Consider the following 20,348-nt stretch of genomic DNA (forward strand, 5'->3'; position numbering starts at 1 on the left):
ATGATCCCAGAACTCGGTTATTTTTCTTTAACACTGGTCATGGTGCTCAGTGTTCTATTGTGTATTTTTCCTATGTGGGGGGCGCATACCGGCAATTTACGTTTAATGCGTGCCGCCCCATCACTGGCAATTGGACAGTTCGTATTTGTGCTTTTTTCTTTTGCGGCACTTGTTTATGCTAGTTTAACCGACGACTTTACTGTTTCGTATGTTGCTTATCATTCAAGTAGCACCTTACCTTGGTACTACAAAATAACCTCGACATGGGGTGGTCATGAAGGGGCGATATTACTTTGGTTAGTGATGCAAGCGGGTTGGACAGCCGTAGTAGCTATGCGCTCGCAATCATTACCTTGGGTATTACGTGCTCGTGTACTTGGTGTACTAGGCTTTTTAGGTGTTGGCTTTATGTTATACACCTTGTTAATGTCGAGCCCATTTGAGCGCTTATTACCGTATTTCCCTGTTGAAGGTCGCGATTTAAATCCGTTATTGCAAGACCCAGGTATGATTATTCACCCGCCATTGCTTTATATGGGCTATGTAGGTTTATCTGTGTCATTCTCATTCGCTATTGCAGCGTTACTTACTGGTAAGCTTGATAATACTTGGGCTAAGTGGTCTCGTCCTTGGACTATGACAGCATGGGGCTTTTTAACACTTGGTATTACCATTGGTAGTTGGTGGGCATACTCAGAACTTGGCTGGGGCGGCTGGTGGTTCTGGGATCCCGTTGAAAACGCATCATTAATGCCATGGCTTGTGACAACCGCATTGCTGCACTCATTATCAACCACCGAAAAGCGTGGTGTATTTAAGTCGTGGACCGTATTACTGGCTATTGCAGCATTCTCGTTAAGCTTACTGGGTACCTTTATTGTTCGCTCGGGTATCATTGTATCTGTGCATGCTTTTGCCTCAGATCCTAACCGCGGTATGTTTATTTTAGCATTCTTAGCCATTGTAGTTGGTGGTGGTTTATCGCTTTATGCACTGCGTGTTTCGCAGGTGAAAAGTGAAAGTCGTTATAAGTTTGCCTCACGTGAAGTTGCGCTTTGGTTAAATAATATTTTCTTAGTTGTGGCAACACTGATTGTATTGCTAGGTACATTACTGCCAATGATCCACAAAGAACTTGGCTTAGGTAGCATTTCGATTGGTGAGCCGTTCTTCAATAAGATGTTTGCTATTTTACTGGTACCGTTTGCCATTTTAATGGGTATGGGTCCGCTGTTACGCTGGAAACAAAATAAATGGTCAATGTTGCAAAACAAATTTGCACTATCGGCTGTTGTCAGTCTCGTGGCTACGGCAGCGTGGTTATATTCAAGTTACGATGTAATTGCGCCAATTACCTTTATTGCAACTGCGCTAGCGGTATGGATTGTTGTTACTACTCTGGTTGATTTAACGGCAAAAGTAACTATTCACAAAACCTTAGGCGAAGGCTTTAAACGTTTAGGACTAAGCTATTGGGCGATGGTATTAGGTCACGTTGGTTTAGCGTTCGTGATTGCAGGTGTAACGTTAACCTCTGCTTATTCAGTAGAGCGTGATGTATCAATGAAGCCGGGTGACACTGTGGCTTTAAATGAATACCAGTACCGTTTTGATGGTGTTAAGTCTATTCGCGGCGCTAACTATAGCGGCCATGCTGGGGTTGTCACTGTGCTGAAAAATGATAAACAAGTAACCGTTTTACATGCTGAAAAACGCCGTTATGACATTGGCATGCAGTTTATGACAGAAGCAGCTGTTGATGCTGGCTTTACGCGTGACTTATACCTAGCACTGGGTGAGCAATTAAGCCAAGGTGCGTGGTCGTTACGTATTTACCATAAGCCTTATGTTCGTTGGATGTGGCTCGGTGGTATCTTGATTTCACTGGCAGGCTTTTTAGTGCTTGGTGATAAACGCTATCGCCAAAAATCGACTAAGCAGGAGGCATCAGCATGAACCGTAAACTACTCGCACTAGCACCTTTACTGGTTTTCGTTTTACTGTGTGTGTTTTTATATCAAGGCTTGTTTGCTAACCCGCGTGAGCTGCAAACAGGGCGTATTGGGCAGGCTATGCCAGCTTTCAACTTGCCAGACTTGATGGATGAGTCAACGCGTTGGACAGATAGTGATTTAAAAGGTGAAGTTTACTTACTCAATGTGTGGGGCACATGGTGCCCGACCTGTTTAGCTGAGTTGGGCTATTTAACTGAGCTTAGAGAGCAGGGCGTTAAGATTGTTGGCTTATACTACGAGCAAGGCTACGACCCTGACTTTGATGGCCAGTTTGATATTAACGCACTACGCGAAGACGTTACCAGTATGCTTAATCGTGCTGGCGACCCATATCAATTCAATATCTTAGATTTAAAGCGCACATTGGCCCTTGATTTAGGGGTGTCTGGCGCGCCAGAGACCTTCTTAGTTGATAAGCAAGGCACCATTTTGCTGCACCATACCGGCGATATTAATCCGCGTGTGTGGCGAGCCAAATTCGCACCGTTAATGCAGGAGTTACAGTAATGAGACTCGTGATTTTTTTAGCAAGTTTGCTTATCACGTTTAGTGCATTTGCAGAGCAAGACAAGTATCAATTTGATGACAAAGAGCAAGCTGTACGCTTCAGTGAGCTTACCAAAGAGCTGCGTTGCCCTAAATGTCAAAACCAGAACATTGCCGATTCAGACGCGGTTGTAGCCAAAGACTTACGCGACAAAGTGTTAGCGCTGGTAAAAGATGGCAAAACTAAAGATGAAGTCATCGATTATATGATTGACCGTTATGGCTACTTCGTACATTACGATCCACCCGTAACACCCGCAACCTTAGTATTATGGGTATTGCCAGTATTGATTGTGGTACTTGGCTTTGGGTTTATTGTTTTACGCCAACGTAAGGCATCGGTAAAACAAACATGGACAGAGCAAGACGAGGCACTACTTGCAAAGTTAATTGAACAAAATCAACGTCAGGAGCAAAGCTAGATGGCATTAATGTGGGCTTCTTTTGTTTTACTCACGCTGGTTGCATTGCTATTTGTTGTCGTTCCTTTTTTTAAACGCGAACGTATTCAACGCCTTGATCACAATGCAAACTCGGAGTTAATCCGAATTTATCATCAACGTTTAGATGAGCTTAAAACAGACTTAGATAACCAACGTATTGATGCACAAATGCACGACGAATCAGTTATCGAACAAAAACGTCGTTTGCTCAATGAGCTGTCTCCAGAAAAAGCGCTAAATAGTAAAGGTAACAACCGTATTTTTGCCCTTACTGGCGCTGGCTTTTTAATTGTTTTAACGGCTATCTTTTACGGTTACACGGGTAGTCAGCAGCAAATAAAAGGCTGGCATGACGCGATGGCAAACCTTAAGTCGTATGGTGAACGTGCCGTAATGCAAGATGGTGAGCCATTGACACCGAATGAGTTGCAAGCATTTGCTTTAGCATTGCGTACCAAGCTTGATCAAAGTGGTGATGATGAAGTGGCGTGGATGCTGCTAGGTCGTGTTGCGATGTCATTAAATGAATTTGATATGGCGATGCAGTCATTTGATAAAGTGCTAAAAATGAACCCGGATAACAAGCAAGTGCTGATCAGCTACTCGCAAGTTCTGCTAATGGAAGGCAGTGATGCGAATATGTCACGTGCAGCAACGATGTTATCGAGAGTGTTAAAAGCAGAGCCGACTAATATTGATGCAATCTCATTGTTAGCTCTGATTGCTTATGAGCGCAAGGATTGGCTGCAAGCTAAAACTGCGTTTGAAGTACTGCTTGCAAGTATGCAGCAAAATGATCCGCGTTATAGCATGATTGCAGAGCGTATTGCTGAAATTGATGCTCACTTAAATAATCAGCAGCAAGTTACAAATACAGAAATTGCAAAAGCTTCACACAGTGAAATTCGCATCACAGTTGATTTAGACTCAGCTCTAGCAGATTCGCAGCCACAAAACGGCACCTTGTTTGTTTTTGCAAAAGCAGCCAGTGATCCACAGATGCCATTAGCTGTGGTAAAAATGACGGAATACAGCTTTCCGCTAACAGTGACATTGAGTGATTCGAATGCAATGGTTGAAGGTCTGAATTTATCAAGTGTCGATAAAATTATTTTAACTGCGCGTTTATCAAAAGATGCAACTGTGGTAACTTCTAGCGGCGAGTTGGAAGGCAAGTCGGGTATTTTAGAACGTGCGAACGTTAAAGAGTACGCGTTGCTAATTAATGAGTTAATACCGTAAGGATAGCCGATGTTTAGGCACAGTATATTTTTTATCTTTTTTGTAGTGCTTGCAGGATGCGCACAAATACCCGAAGAAAAAGCGGATGAGCGAGATCCGTTACAGTCGTTTAACCGTCCTATGTATGATTTTAATATGGACGTGCTTGACGCCTATATTCTTCGACCAGCAGCTGTTGGCTACGTTACAGTAACGCCAACACCCGTAAGACGTAGCATTGTTAATTTTACCGATAACATCACCGCACCAACGGATATGGTCAATGCTGGTCTGCAGGGTAAGCCTGGTAATATGGGTATTAGCTTAGCGCGCTTTTTAGTGAACTCTACAGTAGGTCTACTCGGTTTTTTTGATGTTGCTTCATCGCTGGGCTTAGAAATTGTCGATGAAGATTTTGGCCAAACTCTTGGTGTATGGGGAGTGGGTGATGGTGCTTACTTGATGATCCCTGGTATGGGACCAAGTACCGCACGAAACCTAACTGGTGATGTTGTTGATAATTTCGTATTACCTGAAATAACACTAACAACACCTCAAACAATATTAGTGTTTGCACTTAAAGCGGTTGAAGCCCGTGCTTCATTAATGCCACAAGAGAGCCTATTAAATGAGTCGCTAGACCCTTATATCTTCATGAAGGATATCTACTTCCAGCGTCAACTATATGAGCTACATGATGGTAATCCGCCACTAGAAAAAGAACCAGATGACTTTGACGAAGACTTCTTAGAGAATCTTTAAAAGTGTTAAATAAAAATGCCAGCAATTGCTGGCATTTTTATATCGTTAAGGGATGGGTATTCATCAGTCCCCAAACACACTCATTTGGTCATTAGACCAACTTAATGCATCATGGTAAGCGTCCGGTACTTCTTCAGGTTTAAGTCCAAGTTGTTGTTGGATTTCTTTCGCTTTTTCCCAATTTGCTTGCTCATAAAATTTTACCAGCTTTAAATACGTTGCTAATAAGCCTTCATCTTTGAGTAGCGCATCTTTAATTTCAATAGTCAGCGGTAACTTGTTCATTACACTTGGCATATCTTCGTCGAGGATTGCATCCATTAACGACATCATACCCGTTAAAAATGCCATACCAGTATCTCGCATTTTGCCGTGGCTGATTGCCAATAATTCAGCAAACCGAGCACGGGTCAATGAAAGACGAATTAGTTCGGCTGGCTTATCTGCTGCGACTTGCGCTGCAAATAAAAGTGATAAGAAACGTTTAATTTCTTCACTTCCTAATACAATAAGCGCTTGTTTAATTGTGCTGATTTCAGCGCGACGTTTAAAAAGTCGCTGAGTTTGAGTAGCGTAGCAACTTATAAGATAAGTTAACGTCACGTTCAAACACCTCAGTGATTTTTCTGAGGTTTAAATCAATACTCGATGTTTCATATAGAAGCTCGGCAAGAGCCATCTCTGATGGCGGCAAAGTTTTGCTTTGTACCATCTCAGGTTTTGAAAAGAAAAACCCTTGGAAGTAGCTAAAGCCCATTTCTAGGGCAAGCTGATACTTTTCGTATGTTTCAACTTTCTCAGCAAGCAACTTTATGTGTGGATACGGCTTAATAGCCTCGATGATCGCTTTTATTGAGTCTACATCACAAGTTAGAAAGTCAATCTTAATAATATCGATGTAAGGATAAAAGTGTCGCCATACAGGTTGGTGAATGTAATCATCAAGTGCAAGTATATAGCCTTTTTCTTTTAGATCTTTAACTAATGCCAGTAGACGTTTACCTGGTTGGATTGTTTCTAATATCTCTACTACCACCTGCTCTTTACCAAGTAAAAGTGGATAACCCTTTTGCAAGGTTTCTAGAGTAAAGTTGATATAAGCAGGTTTGTTATCCGTTAAATCCTCTAAACCAAAATTAAATTGGCTGCCTTCAATAAGTCGTGACGTTGCTTCATCGCCATCAATATCAGGAAAAACATTGTCTACGCCATCTCGAAATAAAAGCTCGTAGCCAATTAGTTTTTTATCCCTGTCTAAAATAGGTTGGCGTGCAGCGTAAAAATACATAGTCCAAACATGTCCACATCTGTTAATTCATTTACTTCTCGCAATATATTGCATTGTGCCTGAAATAGCATTAGCTAAATGTTCATTTGCGAGGAAAAGTTATTATTTTATTAAGAATTAAAGACTAGGATAATTTGCAGATAAATTCTATAACTTGCGATTAAATATAAGAAAAATGTTAGATAAAAGTTGAAAAATTGAGCTTTGTCATTTATCTGCTTGATTGGAGTTAAGGGGGGTAAGCATGATATAGTCGTGGGTGATATAGGTTTTTACCCCAATAATGTCTTTAAATTAAATAACTTGCGAGTCATTATTCGGATTAAAAGCCAACATTAAACAACTTTTGGAGGCTAATTTGGAAACAGGAATGATAATTTCGTTAGCATTGTACTTCATCGTCATGTTGGGGATTGGGCTATATGCTTATAAGCAATCTACCGACGATGTATCAGGCTATATGCTAGGTGGTCGTAATTTATCACCAAGTGTTGCTGCGCTTTCAGCTGGCGCATCTGACATGAGTGGTTGGCTGCTAATGAATATACCAGGTGCAATGTACTTGTTTGGTTTAAGTAAGGTTTGGATTGCCATTGGTCTAGTACTCGGTGCTTGGGCTAACTACTTCTTAGTCGCGCCTCGCTTGCGTGTTTACACAGAAAAGGCGAATGACTCAATCACCATTCCTGATTACTTCGCAAACCGCTTTGATGATAATAAGAATATTCTGCGTGTTATCTCTGCGATTGTAATCATTGTTTTCTTTACTTTATATACCTCATCAGGTGTTGTTGCAGGTGGTAAGTTGTTCGAAAACTCATTTAATATGAGCTACGAAATGGGTCTATACATCACAACAGGTGTCGTCGTGTTATATACCTTGTTTGGTGGCTTCTTAGCCGTGAGCCTGACTGACTTTGTACAAGGTTGTATCATGTTTATCTCGCTGCTGGCTGTGCCAATTGCGACGTTTACCATGCTTGATCAGCCAGTTATGGATACACTTGCCAATGCACGCTATGACTTATTATTAAGCTCACCAAAAGAATCAGAAATTCATGCACTTAATATGATGGATTGGTTTGCAGGTGGTTCGACTATAGCGATTATTTCAGCAATGGCATGGGGCCTTGGTTATTTTGGTCAGCCACATATTATTGTGCGTTTTATGTCTGTACGTTCAGTGAAAGATATGCCAACCATGCGTCGTGTGGGTATGTCGTGGATGACGCTATCAGCAATTGGTGCTGTGCTAACTGGTCTATTTGGTGCTGCTTATATGCTTGAAAACCAAATGCCTATTGATGATAAAGAAACTATTTTCTTAGTGTTGTCTGAGCTTATCTTCCATCCTTTAATTGCCGGTTTCTTATTGGCAGCAATTTTAGCAGCAATTATGAGTACCATCTCTTCACAGTTGTTAGTGTGTTCAAGCTCTTTAACTGAAGATTTCTACAAAATTTACTTAAACCGTAGTGCATCTCAAAAAGAATTGGTTTTAGTTGGTCGTATTAGTGTTATCTTAGTTGCCTTATTTGCTATTTACCTAGCTTATGACCGTAATAGCTCTATTTTAGACTTAGTAAGTAATGCATGGGCTGGTTTCGGTGCAGCATTTGGTCCACTGGTGTTACTGAGCCTTTACTGGAAGCGCATGAACTTACAAGGGGCTATTAGTGGCATGGTCGTTGGTGCAGCAACAGTGCTGTTTTGGATATACGCGCCAATTACTGTGGACGGCCAAGCACTAAGTGCAATCATTTATGAGATTGTCCCTGGCTTTATTTTATCAACAATAGCCATTGTTGTTGTTAGCCTTATGACGGCTGAGCCGAAAAAAGAAATTACAGACTTATTTGATGAAGTTGAATCGTCACTGTAGTTTTTAATTAAACACAAAAAAGGGCAACGGATGTTGCCCTTTTTTATGATCTAAATTTGCGTTTAGCTTGCCGCTTTTTCTTTTATATCAGCAACGTTATCGTCTGACTTTGCTTTTTTAGGTTTAGCTTGAGCGTCTTTTGCACCTTTAAGTACCGCCATAAATTGGTCTTTTTCTTTTGCCATTTCAAGCGCCAGTGACTCAATTTGTTGCTCGCTTAATGGTACATCAACTTTTTCAAGCATAAGTTCTAATGACTCAGCAATGTCGAGCATTTTGTCATACGCATCAGCTTCTTTCTTAGTAGTAAACGTCATGCGCTCGACTCCGTTTCTTTCTACAACATATTTAACAACAACAGCCATGATTTCTCCTGCATTTAAGCCTGGCATTGCAGCGTAAAATCGCTGCTAAGATTACTGTTTTTATATACAGTAATGCTTCGAGCCTTACTTTGCAAGTAACTTGAGAAAATTTTTATTTAGTAAATTTGACAATACTTTGTGTATTAGCTTTATTTAAAATGTTACCCAAAGTTAAACACAAGCGATGGAGTGAGTGTTGGGTAATCGCTAACTATCAGTCCAAACAAGGGCGTCATGGAGGAAATTATGAAATTACTATCAAGTATTTTACTTGCCGCTACTCTTGCATTACTACCTGCTACACAGGTATCAGCCGAAACACCAACCAAAGCAACACAAGTTAAAATGCAAAAGCTGAGTATTAATAAAGCCAGCATTGAGCAGCTAACTCAATTACCGGGTATTGGTGAATCAAAAGCGAAAGCGATTGTCGAGCATCGCACCAAGCAAGGCTCATTTAAGTCGCTAGAACAATTAAAAGAAGTAAAAGGAATTGGTGATAAGCTATTCGCTAAACTTGAGGGGAAAATTACACTATAAATAGCAGGTTATCACCTATACAGGGCGTTATTCGCCCTGTTTAAATTCATTGATAGCCTTGTCTAAATGCGCTAACGCGAACATGTTTTCGATAGGTGTTGTGATAAGAGGGTAACTTAAACCTGCTAACAACAACCAAGGAATAAGCATCCACCCTTCAAAGTAAGCTAAACCTAAAAATAATGGCGCTAAAAAGGCAAGCTTACATACCGATAAAATGATCTTTTTGCTCGGGCTTAAATGAGCTAAAGCAAGAGCAATAATCTGCTGGCGTTGCCTTACTTTAAAGTTTTTTAAAGTAGGGATTTGGCTAGTAAAAAAATAAATCATTATAGCGACTTTTTGCTCACTAATCGGCTAACTAAAACAGCCACAAATACCACTGAAAATGCTGCAAAAATCACTTCCATCCATGCCGGCATGCTCATTGAAGCAAACTGCCAATCGATATTGCCACAATCACCAGTGGCAGCAAAGAAGCTAGGGATCCATTCATGCAAAGGCATAAAACTTGGGAAGTTAGGTTCAAATGCACAGCTAAATGCAAACGGGTCGGTATTGTTTTGCATTGCAATGTGTTCTTTAGCAATAAAGTAACCCCAAATTGCTGAGATACCCCAAGTGGCAAATGCGACTAAGCGAACAACCATACTTTTTGGGTTAATCGCACCAATCACACCCGCTGCAAGTAAGCCTAAAACAGCGGTGCGCTGATAAATACACATGATGCATGGCTCAAGTCCCATGTTGTATTGAAAAAACAATGCTGTGACTTCAAATGCGAGTGAAATAAACGCTAGTAATAACCAAGGTGTTCTTTTAGTTGCTAATTCTGCTAACCAATTCATGAAAGATCCAATTTCAAATTGTTTTCAAGATTATGCTTAGACAGGGCTATGGGTGCAAGTATCTAAGATGAAATTATACGAAAAAGGAGTCGACAGACTCCTTTTCATTAGTCATATCTAGGCAGGCTATTACACACTAACAGCCTGCAAAGACTCACTTTGGTAACAGCCTAATACACGTGTGTACTGAGTGTGTTCTTTCAGCTCTTCAAGCGCTTGCTTAACATGTAAGTCATCAAGGTTTGCTTCGAGGTCAACATAAAACACTTCTTCCCACGGATTTCCTGGTACGGGGCGAGATTCTAGTTTTACTAGGTTAATTTGGTGATGTTTAAAAATCATTAAAGCATCAGCCAATGAACCTGCTTGTTGTTTAGTCGCCATGATTAAACTGGTTTTGGTCGGAATTTGTTTCGATACTTGTAGCGGCTTACGGGCGACAACAATAAAGCGGCTGTGGTTTTCGCTTTGGTTTGCAAGGCCTGACTTAATTACTTCTAAACCAACATTTTTGCCAGCTTGAGCTGAGCCGATAGCGGCGCTATTTGCTGTTTCAACCGCAGATTGCAATGCGTGGAAGGTTGAATCACAGGTTTCATGTTGAATGTCACCTAGCCCTTGAATGAAACGGCTACATTGAGCAAAAGGTTGTGGATGAGCAAAAATTTTATTGATATGAGATAGCTCAGTACCTGGCATTGCTAATAAACAGTGCTCAACGCTATGGGTTACTTCACCTACAATTGATACTTGTGCGTGTTGTAATAAGTCGAATACTTCATTGATACTTCCTGAGCTGGTGTTTTCAATTGGCAGTAAGCCAAAATCAGCCTGTCCACTTTCAACTTTACCAGTGATCTGTTCAAAGCTAGAGCAACCCATTTCAATCACTTTGCCAGGGCGGCGGCTAAAATATTTATGGCAGGCTAGTTGGCTATATGAGCCTTGCCCACCCAAATACGCAACACGATGGCTTTCGCTCATAGCTTCTGGGTTGAGGCTCTTTTGCAGCATGGCTTGCTGGTTTAAAACTGAGTCTTCAAGAATAGTTTGAAACACATTATTAATGTAGTAAGCGTCAAGACCTAATGACTTACCATAACTGATTAGTTTTTCCAGTAGTGCTTGTTCGCGAGCTTCATCACGAATTGGTTTGTTATTGGCTATTTTATATTCGACTACGCTGTGGCTTATACGGCGTCTTTTAGCCAGTAACACAAGTAAGTCGGAGTCGATTTCATTTATATCGTGTCGTAACGCATTTAATGTATCAATGCTCATGTTGGTTTCCTCATTCCAAAACAGTGCACAAACAAAAAAGCCTCCCAAGAGGGAGGCTTTAGCTATTCGGTGAAATTATCTCGCAAACAGTTAAGCCTCCTCTATCTAAAGAAGCTAAAAAAAGAAAAATAAGTGCGAGAGATAATTTGTTTCATTGGACTAATGTAAAAATACTTCTATGTAAAGTCAACTGCATAAACATGCTATTTTGGACAAAGCGAAAGATTCCTCAGAAATTTCATTAATCTTCATAAAAAATTTATAAATCTAAAAATGAATCTGGTATATTTGTTTTTGCATAATAAATAATAACAATTATTAATAAGGTAGTCCTGTGGTGTATCGACGACCGCCATCCCGGTTTGGGGTGAATTCATTAAGTATGAAATTGTCGCTGTTAATCTCTGCTATTTGTTTAATTGCAGGTATTTGCGCTGCAGCTTTAATGCTTAAATCAGAAGAAAAACAGCTTGTTTTTGAAGAGCACGAACTTTTAAAGCATTCGAGTGAACGCTTGAGTCGTCAATTCAATCGCTTAATTAACACCAAAATAAATATTGCAGAGCAAGCTAACAATGTCGTTAGTAGTCAGCTACTGCATAATGAGTCACATCTACAAAATAACCGCAGCGCAGATATAAAGTTTGCAGTTGATGGCAGTATTCGCAGCACTTCTGAGGATGGTTTATCAGCTTCATTTATTCCACAAGACCAGTACTCTAATTTTTATAAGCAGCTGATTAACGATTCTGAGTCGCTATGGAAAATTGTCTCACCAACGCTTATCCAAGACTTTTTTAATTTTTATTTAATCACTAAAGATAACTTTATACGTATTGCTCCACCTAATTGGGCGCTCAATGTACCGGGCGATTTTGACTTTACCAAAGGCGAGACATTTAATTACGCACAAGCTGCAACAAACCCGAGCCGAGAAGCTGTATGGTCAAAGGTGTATTACGATACTATTTGGCATAAGTGGGTAGTAAGCGTGCTTGTGCCAATCTATCTTGATAACGAATTTTTTGGTGTCACTGGTAGTGATATTGCGCTTGAAACCTTATTGGCACAGCTGCCTATTGGCGATCGTGAGCAACATTTATTAGTGTTTGATGCGAAAGGTCAGCTTTTAGCTCATCCTGATTTAGATAAAACAACGCTTGAGCAATATGGCCGTGAAGGTAAAAAGTTACTGACTGAAGATTTTGTTAATCCTGATCTACAAAAATTAGTGTCTGAAACCATTCGCTTAAAATTACCAGAGTCTGCAAATTCATTTGTACAAGATGGTGAAACCCATATTATCAATATCCGCAAAGTCGAGAACCTTAATTGGTATATTGGTATTTATAAAAAGCGCTCGTCGGCACTTTCTGCGCTTGAAGAGCTAAAAGTAAAGTTCTTTGGCTTGTTTATCCTGTACGCTATTTTAGTTGCTTTGTTATTGCATCAAGCACTTTATCAATTAGTACTGCGTCGTATTCACTCTTTGGTAAATGCGGTTGTTAGTTTTGGCAAAGGGCAATTTCAAACTGAATTTCCTAAAGTGAACAAAGACGAAATAGGCACGCTTAATGGCTCTTTTAGAGACATGGCAATAGAAATTCGTAAATTAATCGATGGTTTAAATCAGCGCATTAGCGAAAAAGAAATAGCTGAAAAAGCAGCGAACCGATTATCCAAAGCAGTTGCCTTCTCAGGTACAGGCGTTGTGATCACTAATCAAGACTTTGAAATCAAATACGTGAACCCGAAAATGGTTGAGATGACGGGTTTCGAGGAACGCCACTTTATTGGCTCACCATTGATGAATATTATCTCTCAAGAAATGGCGATTTTAGTTGACGATATTGATATCGACCTACGTAGCCGTAACTATTGGCGAGGAGATACTTTATTACAGGGTAATGAGCGTCAATCTGTATGGGTTTCATTGAGTATTTCTCCAATCCGCGAAGAAGGGGGGGAAATCACCAGTTACGTGGCTTCAGCTCAAGATATTTCGTTTGTGAAAGAAAGTCAGCGAAAAATGGAACAGCTTGCCTATTTTGATACATTAACAGGGCTTGCAAACCGTACTTTCTTTAGAATGCAGCTACGCAAGTCTATGGCACTTGCTGAACGTGGTCATTATGCATTTGCTTTATTTTACTTTGACTTAGATGAATTTAAGCGTATCAACGATACGCTAGGTCACGATGCAGGCGATCAGTTATTAGTTGAAGTTGCTAATCGTTTGAAAAAGCGTTTACGCACCGAAGATACCATTGCACGTTTAGGTGGTGATGAGTTCGCAGTCCTGCTAAGTGGTATTGAGCATCAAACTCACGCCATGGAAGTGGCGAATACCATTCAACGTACTCTTAATGAGCCTATCAAACTAGGTAACAATGAAGTGATAATTAGTGCCAGTATTGGTATCACGATGGCACCATTTGATAGCCAAGAGGAAGATCAGCTACTGAAGCATGCTGACCTTGCTATGTATGAAGCAAAAGCGAAAGGGCGTAATACTTACCACTTTTATAGCCAAGAGCTTAATGCTGCTGCCAATGAACGCTTGTTTATTGAAAATGAGTTACGTACAGGTATTCGTGAGGGGCAGTTCCAGGTTTACTATCAGCCACAAGTAGATTGTCGCAAGAATCAAGTTGTTGGCTATGAAGCACTCATACGGTGGTTCCATCCAAATGAAGGCATGATACCGCCAACTAAATTCATTCCTATTGCTGAAGCTACAGGTTTGATTGTTGAGCTTGGAGCGTGGATATTGCAAGAAGCGTGTGAGTTTGCTGCACGTTTAGCAAGCCAAGACTTAAAAAATAATATTTCAATCAACTTATCAGCACGTCAATTTAAAGATGCTAATTTGGTGTCGACGCTTGATAAAATCATCAAGCAAACAGGAGTTGAACCAAAACGCATTCACTTAGAATTGACTGAAAGTATGTTAATGGGACATGTTGAGGCGGCAATCTTACAACTGCATCAACTAAAAGCACTTGGCGTTTCAATTTCAATTGATGATTTTGGTACCGGATACTCGTCACTGAGTTATTTGAAACGCTTCCCAGTCGATATTTTAAAAGTTGACCGCTCTTTTGTGAAAGATATCCCTGAAGACAGTAATGATATGGAGATCACTGCTGCGATTATCGCAATGGCACAAAAACTTAAGCTTAACGTTGTTGCTGAAGGGGTCGAAACTAAAGAGCAAATTGAGTTTTTACAAAATAATAACTGCTTTGTTGTGCAAGGGTATTACTTCAGTCCGCCTGTGAGTGAGGCTGAATTACCTAAGTTATATGAGCATTTACAGTCACTAGATTTAATCAAGAATGATTAATAAAGTAGGGGGGAAGTTAACCCCCTGCTATTTTTACTTTGAATTTCAGCGCTTCGAGAATCGCTTTTAGCTTATCTCTGTCATCACCTTGAACTTCGATGATACCCTCTTTTACTGCACCGCCTTGACCCATCTTACTTTTAATGGTTTTGGCTAATTTTTTTAAGTCATGTTGTTGGCTATCAATACCAACCACTAACATCACACCTTTACCTTTTCGACCTTTTGTTTGGCGTTCGATTCGTAAAAAACCATCTTTAAACATTTTACTTTGTGCAGGTTTACTTTCTTTGGGTTGTTCAATGCGCCCTGTAGAAGTTGAGTAAACTAGATTATTTTCGCTCATAGTGGATCTCGTTGTAGAAGCTTAGATAAATGATAACAAATTTAATCCTAAGTGTTTTATTTTTTGGCTTATTTGTTCTAAGCAGTTATATTTAGATAAGTCTTCGGAAAGATTTGTTAAATAGGAGTTTATTATGAGTTTGACGCGCAGTACATCTGCTGATGGCGCTATTTTAACCGTACAGATAAAAGGAAAGTTTGATTTTAATTTGGTGCAATCTTTTCGTCAGGCATACGCCGACTTAAACAGCAATATCAATAAAGTCGTTATTGACCTTAGAGAAACTGATTATATGGACAGTTCAGCATTAGGTATGTTGCTCAATATGAAAAAAAACCTAACGGGCAAAGTTGATACAATACAAATAAGTAACTGTCAGCCTCAATTAAAGAAAATCTTACAAATATCTCGTTTTGATAAAAAATTTGATATCGATTGATGCTTAATATATTGGTAGTCGATGATTTAGAGCTAAATCGTCGTTTATTAACTGTGATGTTAGAGCAACAAGGCTACCGGGTTTTCACTGCCGAAAATGGACTTGTTGCTTTAAGTCTTCTTGACGAACAAAAGATAGACATCGTACTGCTTGATGTCATTATGCCAGTAATGGACGGCTTTGAAACAGCTGCAATTATAAAAGAGCGCTACAGCCAAGTTTACTTACCTATTATTTTTATAACCTCTTTAGAAGACGAAGCAAGTTTTGAACGCTGCTTAGCGGTCGGTGGGGATGACTTTTTACACAAGCCATTCCAAGAGGTAATCTTAAATGCGAAAATTAAAGCACACAGCCGCATTCGCAACCTAAGTCAAAAAGCAAGAGAGCAGAATTTACAACTTGAGTACCATCAAAATCAAGTTGAACGTGAGCATGAAATTGTCGAGCACATTTTTAATAACGCGCTTGAAAACCAACAGTCATTCCCTACCCATTTAGATTTTCATTTATCGCCTGCCGCTATGTTTAATGGCGACATGTTCTTGGTTGGGCAAAGTCCAATTGGCAGCTTGTATTGTATGCTAGGAGACTTTACTGGTCATGGCTTAGCTGCTGCTGTTGGTGCATTACCGGCATCTAGAGTCTTTTATACGATGGTAAGTAAGGGCATGTCGGTAAGTGACATTGCAGCTGAGATTAACTCAGTATTGGCGAAGTTATTACCTGGGCATATGTTTTGTGCGGCAACTATTCTAGAGCTTAGCAATACAGGTAAAAGTGTTTCTGCATGGTTAGGTGGTCTGCCAGACACCTATATCATCGATCAGCAGGGAAATATAATTCGTACATTAGAATCTCAACATATGGCGTTGGGAATTTTAGAGGATGATGAATTTGAGCGCGCTTTGATCCATACAGAGGTTGAAACTACATCACGAATCGTTATGGCGACTGACGGAATTATTGAAACGATTAATCCAAGAGAAGTTTATTTTGGAGAAAAACGGTTTAAGGATGTGCTTGCCTCTAGAGATAACATTTCCTGTCATCAAGTGCTCGAAATAGTTAAGCGTTTTGCACAAGGTAACGAGCAGCAAGACGATTTAAGTTTAGTGTTGTTAAATTGTTTGCCGGTGCCTGAACCTGAACAAATGGTAGAACCTTATTCTGAATTGCCATTTAACTTCTCTTTAAGCTTAAATTCAAAGCAGATTAAAAGCACTGATCCTGTTTTAGAGGTTGTTAATGTAATCAGTCGGGTACCAGGTTTAAACGCTCACCGAGCCAATATTTTTCTTATCTTATCTGAGGCTTATAATAATGCGCTTGATCATGGTGTTTTAGGACTAGACTCTGATGTGAAAAATCATGACGATGGTTTTTTAATTTATTATCAACAACGAGAAAAAGCATTAGCTAATTTAACCGATGCATTAATTATCATTGATATCCGCTATAGCCCTGAAGAGTATGCTTTGTATTTTACAATTTGTGACTCGGGACATGGATTTAACAAACAAGATTCTGAGCAACAAAACTTAGTGCGAGAGCATGGCAGAGGTTTATGTTTGCTGAGCGAAATTGCGACTGGCGTCACATTTAATAGTGCTGGCAATCAGGTCGAAATTTATTATCAATTAACAGCAAGCAGTACTAGCTCACAGTAAAATCGCATGTTATCATCTCGGCATTATAGATGTTTGGATGGCTAAATGATTTCTAACTACTTATCGACTGCTCAACTTGATTTACCAGAAAGCTTGGTTGTTGAGCAATTATCAAACCTTGAACATTACCTTGCACAGTCAGCTTTACCTGCAGTGCGCTGGGAATACCAAATTCCTGAGCTAGGCGAGGGTGGTGCGTGTAGTTTATTTGGTTACTTACAAGATGAACCATTCAAATTAAACGACTATGTTGCAGAGGATGCTACCAATACTGAAAAGCTGGCTAAGCTTCAACAAATTATTGATTTTGTTGTTGCCCAGACTCACGTTGATTGGTTTGGTATTTATCAAGCAACCAATACTGAAGAAGGTTCTCAGTTATTAAAGCTGGTTTATCATGGTGCACCGAGCCGTCCATTATTCCCGCTAACTGAAGCATTTGCTAAAGGCAGTAACAATGTTCAAGTGGCACTTTCTAAGCAAGGTCGTGTGATCAATAACGTTGCTGATTATCTTGCCCAAGGTGGAGAGTATTATACTTGCGACCCTAAAGTGAAAGCAGAGACCTGTCTACCGCTGTTATCAGACAAAAATGAATGCTTAGGTATTATAGATGCGGAAGCATTTAATAATGATTTCTTGATCAGCAGACCCTCGCATTACTTGTGGCTTGTTGTATTAAAATTCCTCAACTCTTGGTCTAATTTAACTAGTAATCAGGCTGGGTTTTTATGTTAAGCTAGTGGCAACGCTAACCCCTATAAAAAGAGATAGTCAATGTTCTCAGAATTAAAACCATTACCAACAGATCCTATTCTTGGCCTAATGGCGGCCTTTAAACAAGATACAAACCCAAAGAAAATCGATTTGGGTGTAGGTGTTTATAAGGATGAGCAAGGCAATACGCCGGTATTAAAAGCGGTTAAAAAAGCGGAAGCGTTTCGTTTAGAAAACGAAACCAGTAAATCGTACATTGGCTTGGCAGGCAACCTAGATTACTGCCAAAAAATGGAAAACTTATTACTGGGTGAGCATCCAGCACTTTTAGCTAATCGTGTTCGCACGGCACAAGCACCAGGTGGTACAGGTGCATTACGTGTTGCAGCAGAATTTATCAAACGTTGCAACAAAGATGCGACAGTATGGGTAACTACGCCAACGTGGGCAAACCACATTAGCTTATTTGAAGCGGCGGGCTTAACAGTAAAAGAATACCCTTACTACGATTATGAAAATAAAGACCTTTTATTTGATGACATGATTAATACCCTTAAGCAAGTGCCTAAAGGTGATGTGGTGTTATTCCACGCATGTTGTCACAACCCAAGCGGTATGGATTTAAATGCTGAGCAATGGAGCACAGTTGCAGATCTTGCTGTTGAAGTTGGTTTCACGCCACTGGTTGATATTGCTTACCAAGGTTTTGGTTCAAGCCTTGAAGAAGACGCAGCGGGTCTTCGTAAATTAGCAGCTGCGGTAGATGAGCTAATCATCTGTTCTTCTTGTTCGAAAAACTTCGGTTTATACCGCGAGCGTATCGGTGCATGTTCAATCATCGCTAAAGATGCAGCGACTGCTGATATCTCTAACTCTGTATTATTAAGTGTTGTACGTAGCATCTATTCAATGCCGCCTGCGCATGGTGCTGATATTGTTAGCACGATTTTAGGTAGCACTGAGCTGACGCAAATGTGGCATGACGAGCTTGATGAAATGCGTAATCGTATTAATGGTTTGCGCACTTTAATCAAAGAAAGCTTAGCTGCGAAAGGCATTGAGCAAGACTTCTCATTTATTGACCGTCAAAATGGTATGTTCTCATTCTTAGGTATTAATAAAGAGCAAATCGAGCGCTTACAAAAAGAGTATTCAATCTACATTGTTGGTTCTAGCCGTGTAAACGTAGCTGGTATCAGTGATGCAAACATTGATTACTTTGCAAATGCAGTAGCAGACGTTTGTAAGTAACTTGCTTTATAGCGATAAAAAAACCGCAGTGACTGCGGTTTTTTTATGCCTGTAATATGTGTTACTACGAGTAGGTATTAGTGCAGCCAGCGAATGGCGTCATTGATCATGTTATTGTAGCTATCAAGTGGCGCACCAATACTCGCGATTAAGATAGTATCAGCCCGATCGCCTCGGTTGATGTGACCTGCGAAACGCTCATCATTGAAATCATCAGAGCCGGTGCCAAATGGTTGCTCGTCAGAAGGCACAATGAATACCGTCATTGGGCCAAAATCTGACTCAAATACCAAGTGTAGGCCTTTTTTACCCTGAAAATCACAAAACATTAAATAGGTTACTTTACCTGGTAGCTCATCTAAGTGACCGCCAATGGTGGCAAACTTTTCGTTTACCGAAGCAAGATCTATTGCCTCATGTTTATCTAGCGAGCCAATTTCATGGTAAAGGTGCGCAAAGGCATGCTCACCCACACTGTATAACGTATGTTGTTTGTTACTGACAAAGAACACACTAATTGCCACTAAAAATGACGCTGCAGCGGCTAAATACAGTCGATTAAAGGCAAAGCGTGACTTAGCCTCAACAATGGTGTCTAGCGGTTGCTCAGCGCTTTCTGCTTCAGAACTATATGTATTATCAATAATTCGCTGTGCTAAATTTTCAGGCACGGGGATGTTAAGTGCTTTGCTTAGTTCATCGTCAAAGGCACGTACATCATCAATAAACGCCTGTTTATCTGTGTCCTGCTCGGCAAACGCTTCAAGTTCCTTATCAATAGTGCTTGGCTCGGCGAGGATGCGGCGGCGAAACTCGAGTTCATCCATTAATTTGATGCTCCTCTAAGTTGGTCATCATCACTGCTTAAAGCCTCTTTAAGCTGGTTTCTGGCACGAAAAAGTCGTGTCATGACAGTATTTTTATTTAAATCGAGGATCTCGGCGATTTCATCGCCAGAGCAACCCATTACCACTTGCAGCAGCAATGGTTCTCGATATTCTTGTGATAACTTTCCTATTTGTCGTTGAATCACTGTTTGTTCCATTTCAGCATCAAGGGTTGAACTTTGTTCATCTACAAGGGTGTCGTTTTCAACATCGGCGTAATCAAATTGTTTACGTTCAAAACGGCGTGCATTCTCGCGGCGCAAAATAGTCAACAGCCAAGGTTTAACTGCTTGTTGGTCTTGCAGTGAATCCAAGGCACGCCAAGCCCTCAGGAAGGTTTCCTGCACTAAGTCTTCAGCAATGTTCTGATCACGACACAACCAATACGCAAAGCGAAAAAGCTCACTGTGGTAGACATGAACCAGCGCTTCATATCGCTTTTGTTTTTCTGTCATAGTAACTAAGACCTGCCTATCAGAAAAAAACTTTCTGAGATTATTA

At 40.3% G+C, this 20,348-nt stretch carries 17 protein-coding genes and 3 pseudogenes; 12 read left to right on the forward strand and 8 right to left on the reverse strand.

What is annotated here, in order from left to right:
- The 5 genes from ACRWSG_RS13805 to ACRWSG_RS13825 are packed head-to-tail and all read left to right on the forward strand — an operon-like array spanning position 1 to position 4,987.
- A complete protein-coding gene (locus ACRWSG_RS13805) occupies positions 1–1,956 on the forward strand; it encodes a heme lyase CcmF/NrfE family subunit (RefSeq protein ID WP_462166542.1) in 1,956 nt (651 codons plus the stop codon).
- Positions 1,953–2,522 carry a DsbE family thiol:disulfide interchange protein gene (locus ACRWSG_RS13810; RefSeq protein ID WP_138599028.1) on the forward strand — a complete coding sequence of 190 codons (570 nt, stop codon included), beginning with the start codon at positions 1,953–1,955 and terminating at the stop codon, positions 2,520–2,522. Before ACRWSG_RS13805 ends, ACRWSG_RS13810 begins: the two co-directional genes overlap by 4 nt.
- Positions 2,522–2,983 (forward strand): cytochrome c-type biogenesis protein, encoded by a 462-nt coding sequence (locus tag ACRWSG_RS13815; protein WP_138599027.1) that lies wholly within the window; start codon positions 2,522–2,524, stop codon positions 2,981–2,983. Before ACRWSG_RS13810 ends, ACRWSG_RS13815 begins: the two co-directional genes overlap by 1 nt.
- Positions 2,984–4,246, forward strand: coding sequence for a c-type cytochrome biogenesis protein CcmI (gene ccmI, locus ACRWSG_RS13820; protein WP_462166543.1), 1,263 nt, complete (start codon positions 2,984–2,986; stop codon positions 4,244–4,246). It abuts the gene before it with no gap.
- Between the two features lie 9 nt (positions 4,247–4,255).
- Entirely contained in the window at positions 4,256–4,987 is a 732-nt protein-coding gene (locus ACRWSG_RS13825) for an MlaA family lipoprotein (RefSeq protein WP_138599025.1), read from the forward strand.
- 63 nt (positions 4,988–5,050) lie between these two features.
- On the opposite strand, the pseudogene ACRWSG_RS13830 reads toward ACRWSG_RS13825, so the two are convergent.
- Positions 5,051–6,275 (reverse strand): annotated as a pseudogene (locus ACRWSG_RS13830) (EAL and HDOD domain-containing protein).
- A 370-nt stretch (positions 6,276–6,645) separates the two neighbouring features.
- Between ACRWSG_RS13830 and putP the strand changes: the two are divergent.
- Positions 6,646–8,157 (forward strand): sodium/proline symporter PutP, encoded by a 1,512-nt coding sequence (putP, locus tag ACRWSG_RS13835; RefSeq protein WP_462166544.1) that lies wholly within the window; start codon positions 6,646–6,648, stop codon positions 8,155–8,157.
- A gap of 62 nt (positions 8,158–8,219) precedes the next feature.
- Here putP and ACRWSG_RS13840 read toward each other — a convergent pair whose 3' ends face one another.
- Complete coding sequence (locus tag ACRWSG_RS13840) at positions 8,220–8,522, reverse strand: YebG family protein (RefSeq protein WP_294410653.1); 303 nt, start codon at positions 8,520–8,522, stop codon at positions 8,220–8,222.
- Between the two features lie 246 nt (positions 8,523–8,768).
- On the opposite strand from ACRWSG_RS13840, the gene ACRWSG_RS13845 reads away from it, so the two are divergent.
- Positions 8,769–9,062 carry a ComEA family DNA-binding protein gene (locus ACRWSG_RS13845; RefSeq protein WP_054553235.1) on the forward strand — a complete coding sequence of 98 codons (294 nt, stop codon included), beginning with the start codon at positions 8,769–8,771 and terminating at the stop codon, positions 9,060–9,062.
- Positions 9,063–9,089: 27 nt separating this feature from the next.
- On the opposite strand, the gene ACRWSG_RS13850 is transcribed toward ACRWSG_RS13845, so the two are convergent.
- From ACRWSG_RS13850 to ACRWSG_RS13860, 3 genes are all read right to left on the reverse strand, one after another.
- A complete protein-coding gene (locus ACRWSG_RS13850; RefSeq protein WP_054553234.1) occupies positions 9,090–9,392 on the reverse strand; it encodes a DUF6170 family protein in 303 nt (100 codons plus the stop codon).
- The gene (dsbB, locus tag ACRWSG_RS13855; RefSeq protein ID WP_138618583.1) at positions 9,392–9,910 is read right to left on the reverse strand and encodes a disulfide bond formation protein DsbB; all 519 of its coding nucleotides are present in this window, start codon (positions 9,908–9,910) and stop codon (positions 9,392–9,394) included. Before dsbB ends, ACRWSG_RS13850 begins: the two co-directional genes overlap by 1 nt.
- Before the next feature lie 129 nt (positions 9,911–10,039).
- Positions 10,040–11,191, reverse strand: coding sequence for a chorismate mutase (locus tag ACRWSG_RS13860; protein WP_462166545.1), 1,152 nt, complete (start codon positions 11,189–11,191; stop codon positions 10,040–10,042).
- A gap of 382 nt (positions 11,192–11,573) precedes the next feature.
- On the opposite strand from ACRWSG_RS13860, the gene ACRWSG_RS13865 reads away from it, so the two are divergent.
- Positions 11,574–14,537, forward strand: a complete 2,964-nt coding sequence (locus ACRWSG_RS13865) for a bifunctional diguanylate cyclase/phosphodiesterase (RefSeq protein WP_082389262.1) — start codon at positions 11,574–11,576, stop codon at positions 14,535–14,537.
- 16 nt (positions 14,538–14,553) lie between these two features.
- Here the strand turns inward: ACRWSG_RS13865 and ACRWSG_RS13870 are convergent, their stop codons facing one another.
- Entirely contained in the window at positions 14,554–14,883 is a 330-nt protein-coding gene (locus ACRWSG_RS13870; protein WP_054553231.1) for an SUI1 family translation initiation factor, read from the reverse strand.
- Between the two features lie 133 nt (positions 14,884–15,016).
- Between ACRWSG_RS13870 and ACRWSG_RS13875 the strand changes: the two genes are divergently transcribed.
- The 4 genes and pseudogenes from ACRWSG_RS13875 (at position 15,017) to ACRWSG_RS13890 (ending at position 18,960) form a co-directional block, all read left to right on the forward strand.
- Positions 15,017–15,322 carry an STAS domain-containing protein gene (locus ACRWSG_RS13875; protein WP_054553230.1) on the forward strand — a complete coding sequence of 102 codons (306 nt, stop codon included), beginning with the start codon at positions 15,017–15,019 and terminating at the stop codon, positions 15,320–15,322.
- The gene (locus ACRWSG_RS13880) at positions 15,322–16,992 is read left to right on the forward strand and encodes an ATP-binding SpoIIE family protein phosphatase (RefSeq protein WP_462166547.1); all 1,671 of its coding nucleotides are present in this window, start codon (positions 15,322–15,324) and stop codon (positions 16,990–16,992) included. The genes ACRWSG_RS13875 and ACRWSG_RS13880 overlap by 1 nt, the downstream gene beginning before the upstream one ends.
- 45 nt (positions 16,993–17,037) lie before the next feature.
- A pseudogene (locus ACRWSG_RS13885) lies at positions 17,038–17,696 on the forward strand (GAF domain-containing protein).
- A 73-nt stretch (positions 17,697–17,769) separates the two neighbouring features.
- On the forward strand, positions 17,770–18,960 hold the full coding sequence (locus ACRWSG_RS13890; protein ID WP_054553227.1) for an amino acid aminotransferase: 1,191 nt from the start codon (positions 17,770–17,772) through the stop codon (positions 18,958–18,960).
- 77 nt (positions 18,961–19,037) lie between these two features.
- Here ACRWSG_RS13890 and ACRWSG_RS13895 read toward each other — a convergent pair whose 3' ends face one another.
- Together ACRWSG_RS13895 and ACRWSG_RS13900 are read right to left on the reverse strand one after the other, a co-directional pair.
- Positions 19,038–19,787, reverse strand: coding sequence for a DUF3379 family protein (locus ACRWSG_RS13895; RefSeq protein WP_138599020.1), 750 nt, complete (start codon positions 19,785–19,787; stop codon positions 19,038–19,040).
- A pseudogene (locus ACRWSG_RS13900) lies at positions 19,787–20,335 on the reverse strand (sigma-70 family RNA polymerase sigma factor); the annotation flags it as partial. The pseudogene ACRWSG_RS13900 and the gene ACRWSG_RS13895, both read right to left, overlap by 1 nt.
- Positions 20,336–20,348 lie beyond the last annotated feature (13 nt).

The organism is Pseudoalteromonas sp. GB43 (assembly GCF_054923805.1).